The organism is Rhizobacter sp. (assembly GCA_021153565.1).
In the GTDB taxonomy this organism is placed as follows: Bacteria; Pseudomonadota; Gammaproteobacteria; order Burkholderiales; family Burkholderiaceae_C; genus Albitalea.
Genome location: JAJKJU010000204.1, coordinates 1 through 6787, shown reverse-complemented (window position 1 = coordinate 6787; position 6787 = coordinate 1). Strand labels below are relative to the sequence as shown.

The following is a 6787-nucleotide window of genomic DNA, read 5'->3' as shown; positions in this document are numbered from 1 at the left end:
CGGGGGAGAGGGAGCCGAAATGCGTTACTTCGAAGCGGGCCACAGCGAACTGGCCTGCATTGCTCCCTCGCCCCTTCGGGGAGAGGGCTGGGGTGAGGGGCGTGGGCCTCTGAGCAAACATGAACTTGTCATGTGTCAACCCAGCCTTCTTCAAACCTCGTAGGGGAAAATTTGCTCCAACGGCCATCTTCCTCGTGTCCAGCGTGCGTAAAGGTCAGCTCCCCCAGAGGGCAGAGGAGCCAATACAAGACCAAAGGGGTGTTTCTTAAAAGCCCCCCAGTCGCTGCGCTCCTGCCCCCAAGGGGCGCCACCCAAGCGGACCGGCAAAGCCGCGAGTGGGTTGGCCCCCCAGTCGCTGCGCTCCTGCCCCCAGGGGGCGCCACCCAAGCGGACCGGCAAAGCCGGATCCGCGGGCGTGGCTTGATCTGCGCTTGCTGCGCTCGCTGATCGATTCCGCGTTTTGGCGAACGGCTTAAAAGCCTTGGCTTCTGGCCTCTCATTCGGCTCAAGATTTTCCGTCGTCCCGGAACAATGACGAGGCGCCCATCTTTCGGGCTGCATCGCCATGGCAGACGACAACGGATCCGATCGCAATTTACCGGCCTCGCAACGCAAGCTTGAGAAAGCGCGCGAAGAAGGCCAGGTTGCGCGGTCTCGCGACCTGGGGCACTTCGCGGCCATTGCGGCAGGCGGCGCGGTCCTTGTCGTCTTGGCGCCCAAGCTGACGGCCTGGTTACAGCATCTTCTGGCCGACGCTTTGCGCTTCGACCATTCAGCCAGCACCAACCCCGAGCTCATGGCGCAGCAACTTTCGGCCATGGCGACGAAGCTCTTGTGGGTGGTGATTCCGCTTGGCGCCTTGATGACGCTTGTTGCCATCGCCGCGAGCTTGCTCATCGGCGGCTGGAACTGGACGCTCAAGCCTTTGATGCCCAAGTTTGAAAAGCTCAACCCCATCACGGGCTTGCCCAAGCTCCTCTCCAAGCAGCAACTCGTCGATGCACTGAAGGCCTGCGGCCTCGCGCTGGTACTGGGCGCTATCGGCGCGGCCTATCTCAACAGCCACATGGAGGCTTTCGGCGGCGTCATCGCCATGCCGCTTCCTGCTGCCTTGTCGCAAGTCGGCAGCATCGTGTTGAGCGGCCTTCTGCTCCTGTTGCTCGCGCTCGCGCTGTGCGCCGCCATCGACGCGCCGCTGCAGCGCCACATGCATCTCACGCGGCTCAAGATGAGCCACCAGGAGTTGAAGCAGGAACGTAAAGAAGTCGAGGGCAATGCCGAGGTCAAAGCCAAGATCAAGGTGCGCATGCGCGAGATGTCGCGCCGCCGCATGCTGGCAGCCGTGCCCCGTGCCGACCTCGTGGTGATGAACCCAACCCACTACGCCGTTGCGCTCAAGTACGACGACGCCAAGATGGCCGCGCCGCGCGTGGTCGCCAAGGGCGCTGACCTGCTCGCGATGTCAATTCGTGACACCGCCCGGACGAACAAGGTGCCAGTGCTGCAGTCGCCGATGCTCGCGCGTGCGCTTTATGCCCACGCCGAGGTCGATCGCGAAATTCCAGCCGCGCTCTTCGCCGCCGTGGCGCAAGTGCTTGCCTACGTCTACCAGTTGCGTGCCGCGCTCGCGGGCCATGCGCCGATGCCCGGTGAAGTGCCCGCGGTCCACGTGCCGCCCGAACTCGATCCGCACAACAAGCCGGAGACCGCTGAATGAACGGGCTGATGCAGCAAATGCAGAAATGGCTCGGACCCAACAGCGCGGCGATCCGCGCGTTGATGGCGCCGCTTTTCATCATCATGGTCCTGTCGATGATGGTGCTGCCGCTGCCGTCCTTCGCACTCGACCTCTTGTTCACCTTCAACATCGCGATGGCGCTGATGGTGATGATGGTCGCGGCCTACATGATCCGCCCACTGGATTTCGCTGCCTTTCCCTCGGTCATTCTTCTCACGACGCTCCTGCGCTTGTCGCTGAACGTCGCGTCAACGCGAGTCGTGCTGCTCGAAGGCCACACCGGGCCGGGCGCCGCGGGCGCGGTGATCGAGTCGTTCGGGCACTTCCTCATCGGCGGAAATTTTGCCGTCGGATTGATTGTGTTCGCCATCCTCGTGGTCATCAACTTTGTGGTGGTGACCAAGGGTGCGGAGCGGATCGCGGAGGTCGGCGCGCGCTTCACCCTGGATGCAATGCCCGGCAAGCAGATGGCGATCGACGCCGATTTGAACGCCGGCCTCATCAATGAGAAGGAAGCCAAGAAGCGCCGCATGGAAGTGGGCGAAGAGGCGGAATTCTTCGGTTCCATGGACGGTGCCTCCAAGTTCGTTCGTGGGGACGCGATGGCGGGCTTGCTGATCCTGTTCATCAACATCATCGGCGGCTTCATCATCGGCGTGGCGCAGCACGACCTGTCCGCGACCGATGCTGCCAACAGCTACATCCTGCTGGCGGTTGGCGACGCGCTCGTCGCGCAGATTCCGGCGCTCCTGATCTCGGTCGCAGCCGCCATGGTGGTGTCGCGCGTCGGCAAGGAAAACGACGTCGGCAGCCAGATCGCCAAGCAGGTCTTCAACTCGCCCCGTTCCTTGGGCATCGTCTCGGGCGTGATCGGTGCGCTGGGCTTGATCCCCGGCATGCCGCACATCGTTTTCCTGCTGATCGCCGCTGCGATGGGTTACGGCGCTTACTGGATGCACAAGCGCGACAAACGCATTGCCGAAGCGCCACCCCCGCCGCGCGAGCTGCCGCCTGCGAATGCCGAAGCGAGCTGGGACGACCTGCAGCCGGTCGACACGCTTGGCCTCGAAGTCGGCTATCGGTTGATCTCGCTCGTCGACAAGACGCGTGAAGGTGACTTGCTGGCGCGCATCAAAGGCGTGCGCAAGAAGTTTGCGCAGGACGTCGGCTTCCTCCCTCCGCCGGTTCACATCCGCGACAACCTCGAACTCAAACCCAGCATGTACCGGCTCACGCTGCGTGGCGCCGTGGTGGGCGAGGGCGAAGCCTTCCCCGGCATGTGGCTCGCGATCAACCCCGGTGGCGCAACCACCAATCTCATCGGCACGGCGACCAAGGATCCGGCATTCGGATTGCCGGCGGTGTGGATCGAAGAGCGGCAGCGCGAAGCCGCGCAGATGTCAGGCTTTACGGTGGTCGATTGCTCGACCGTTGTCGCCACGCATTTGTCGCACTTGATGCAAGTGCATGCTGCGAAGCTGTTGGGTCGAGTGGAGACGCAGCAACTGGTCGAACACGTGACCAAGCTCGCACCCAAGCTGATCGAAGACGTCATTCCGAAAATGGTCGGCATTGCTGCGCTGCAAAAGGTGCTGCAGTTGTTGCTTGAAGAGGGCGTGCACATTCGCGACATGCGCTCCATCATCGAGAGCCTTGCCGAGCATGCGGCAGCAGTCACAGACCCGAGTGAATTGGCTCGTCGCATTCGCATCCACCTGGCGCCGAGCATCGTGCAGCAGATTTATGGACCAACGCGAGAGCTCGACGTGATTGCACTCGAACCCGAACTCGAACGGATGATCTCCCAGGCGCTGAACTCGCCGCACGGTGCAGCGCTGGACCCAGGCGTGGCTGACACGCTCACACGCAGTGCTGCCGAATCCGCCCAGCGCCAGGAAGACCTGGGCATTCCGGCATGCTTGCTGGTGCCCGACATGATCCGTGCCCCGATGGCTCGCCTGCTCAAGCGCGCCGCGCCAAGGCTTCGCGTGCTCGGCCACAGCGAGATTCCCGAGACGCATTCGATCCGAATCGGCTCGATCATCGGCGGCACGTCGTAAATATGGCGTCGGGTGTGATGCTGATGGGTGTGATGCTGATGCTGCGCGGCGCCAAGCGCTAGTCACTCCCTCTCCCGGCGAGGGAGAGGGTTGGGGTGAGGGTGAGGTTGGGGGCAAACGATTTCACTTTCTGACCCACCCCTCACCCCTGCCCTCTCCCCCGAGGGGGAGAGGGAGCAATTCTCAGCGCTTCAATGCCCCGGCGAGGTTGGCTTCGAGTTGCATCGCGAGACGAGCAAGGTCGCCTTTCCCCCTCTTATCTCGCTTAAGACTTTGACCACGCCCGCAACAATGTCAAAACCGTCCAGCAAGTTCGACCCGATGCGTCCCATCCCGAAGTCCCCGCCGATGCGCCCGCCAAATGGCAGGCAAACCGGTCTTTCATCGGATGACTGACAACGTAACGGTTCTTACACACTGGGCTGCAGTTTCAAGAAATTCGACCGACACGACCATCCGGGGCATGACATGAACGTCAAACGATTCACAGCGCGTACATCGCGCGACGCACTGACCCTTGTGCGCCAGGCCCTGGGTGACGATGCCGTCGTGTTGTTGACCAAGCCCTGCGCTGAAGGCGTGGAAGTGCTGGCAATGGCCCCGGACAGCATCGAGCACATCGAACGCATTGCCACCCCTGCGGCGGCTCCTGTTTCGACACGCCCCGCGGCCCGCGCCGCAGCCCCCGCCAAGCCTGCTGCCGCAGGCAAGCCCGCTTCGCAGACTGAAGTGCAAAAGGACGTTGAACAGCTATCGATGAGCACCTTGTCGTTCCAGGACTATGTGCGCGAACGCATGCTCAAGCGCCGCGAAGCGGCGATGAAGGCTGAAGCGCCGGTGGTCGAGCGAGTCGAACCCGAAATGAGCCCGCTGCAAGCCAAGCTCACTGCGCGCATGAATGCTCCCGCTGCTGCGCACGCCGCACTGGCACCTGCCGTGGCCGCTCCGGTTCTGCCCAAGACTGCATACCGCGAAACGCCGGAGTTGCGCCAGGAAGTCCGCGCCGCCGCATCTGTCATCAACGTCCCGTCACTTGCTGACGTGGCCACTGATGCGCCACGTGCGCACCGCGCGACCGAGGACGCCGCCGCCTTGCGCCGCGAACAAGAAATGATGAACGAGTTGCGCTCGATGAAAGGGCTGATCGAAGAGCGCTTCGGTGCCTTGGCATTCATGGAAAAGCTGCAGCGCCAGCCGGGACAGGCCCGCCTGACTCAGAAGCTGCTCGAGTGCGGCTTCTCGCCCGCGCTCATCCGCAAGCTCGCCGAAAGCTTGAGTGCCGATGTGGCCGATGAAGCCGCCTGGGCGGCCGGTGTTCTTGAACGAAACCTCATGACGGGCGAAGCCGAAGCGGCGCTCGAAGACCAGGGCGGTGTGTATGCGATGGTCGGGTCTACCGGCGTCGGAAAGACCACCAGCACGGCCAAGCTCGCAGCCGCCTTCGCGACCAAGTACGGCGCATCCAATCTCGGCCTCGTCACGCTGGACGCCTATCGAATCGGCGCGCACGAACAGCTCCGCACCTATGGCCGCATCCTCGGCGTGCCGGTTCACACGGCGCACGACCGCGCGTCGCTCGAAGATCTCCTGGATCTGCTGGCCGCCAAGAAGATGGTGTTGATTGATACCGCCGGCATGGCGCAGCGCGACACGCGCACCCGCGAACTGCTGGACATGCTGGGCCACCGTTCCATCCAGAAGCTGCTCGTGGTCAATACCGCGCAGCAAGGCGAGACCATCGAAGATGTGCTCATCTCGTACCGCGCGAGCCTGTGTCGTGGCGTGATCCTGTCGAAGATGGACGAAGCCGTGAAACTTGGCCCCGCCCTCGACGCGCTGATCCGCCACCGGCTTGTGGTGCTCGGTGTCGCCAACGGCCAGCGCGTGCCCGAAGACTGGCACCGCCTGTCGTCGCATGCGCTTGTGCACCGCGCGCTGCGCCCGAGCGCGGGCACGGCCTATCGCATGGATGCGAGTGACATGAACCTCATCTTTGCCGCGCCGCAACAGCGCGCTGCCTCGAACGGCGGGCTGCACGTCTGAGACACGTCCCCAGCACAAGATTCCGCAGAACACGCACAAGACGCCATGACCGGACTCCATTCACGCCCCACGCCGCTGGACCAGGCCGACGGACTGCGCCGCCTCTTCGCGCATGCGCGAGTGCGCTTCGTGCCGGTGGTGTCGAACCCGCACGTGGCCTTTGGTGGCGTGCTGCTCGAACGGCTTTGCACTGCCTTCGCCGAACATGGCAAGCACACGCTGGTGGTTGACTCCGGCGAACGCTCACCCATGCATGCCGAGATGGCCACCATGGAACTCGCCGAATGCGTCGAGACGCTGTCGTCGCATGTGTCCTATCTCGCCGCACGATCGCTTCCGATCAAGTTCGTCGATACGCATGGTTCGACCGCGTCCTTCCTGCAGATGGCATCCGATGCGGCGCCGTACGCCGACGTGATCCTGATTCATGCCTCGGCCAGCGATCTGTGTCGCATGTTCGCCAAAAGCGAGGCGAGGCCGCTGCTGCTGGCCGACGACCGGCCGCAAAGCGTGACTCACGCCTACGCCGGAATGAAGCTGATGACGCAGCGTGCCGATCTCGTCGTGCACGATCTTCTGTTGAGCGCTGCTCCCACCTCGCCGCGCGCCGAGCGCATCGCAATGCAGCTCGCAACTTGCGCAGACGACTTTCTTGGTGCGGTGCTGCGTGACTGGGTGCATATCGACCCGGCGACCGATGCCAACGAGGTGCCCACACCTTCGCTGCGCAGATGGGCGCGCGATACTTTGCAGCCGCACTTCGGGGCGGCCATCGACATCACGTCTTCGAACCACGGCGCGCATTCGAACGCGCCGGCAATGAACTGAGAGGCTGAGAGTATTTTGATCATGCCCGCTCATCACGCCAAAAGGCCCCTGCTCGTCGTTGCAAATGCTCGCCATAGCACGAGCTATGGCTGCGCTTTGCGCCTAGATCAGGTGCCTT

General features: G+C 63.3%; 4 protein-coding genes. All 4 read left to right on the top strand.

Annotation, left to right across the window (positions count from 1 at the left end; genetic code table 11):
- Window positions 1–565: 565 nt before the first annotated feature.
- A complete protein-coding gene (gene flhB, locus AC30NL_RS12810) occupies window positions 566–1717 on the top strand; it encodes a flagellar biosynthesis protein FlhB (RefSeq protein ID WP_489464385.1) in 1152 nt (383 codons plus the stop codon).
- Window positions 1714–3798 carry a flagellar biosynthesis protein FlhA gene (gene flhA / locus AC30NL_RS12805; protein ID WP_489464384.1) on the top strand — a complete coding sequence of 695 codons (2085 nt, stop codon included), beginning with the start codon at window positions 1714–1716 and terminating at the stop codon, window positions 3796–3798. Before flhB ends, flhA begins: the two co-directional genes overlap by 4 nt.
- A gap of 468 nt (window positions 3799–4266) precedes the next feature.
- Window positions 4267–5841, top strand: a complete 1575-nt coding sequence (gene flhF / locus AC30NL_RS12800; RefSeq protein ID WP_489464383.1) for a flagellar biosynthesis GTPase FlhF — start codon at window positions 4267–4269, stop codon at window positions 5839–5841.
- A gap of 45 nt (window positions 5842–5886) precedes the next feature.
- Window positions 5887–6669: a MinD/ParA family ATP-binding protein gene (locus AC30NL_RS12795; protein ID WP_489464382.1), complete on the top strand. Its 783-nt coding sequence runs from the start codon at window positions 5887–5889 to the stop codon at window positions 6667–6669.
- Window positions 6670–6787 lie beyond the last annotated feature (118 nt).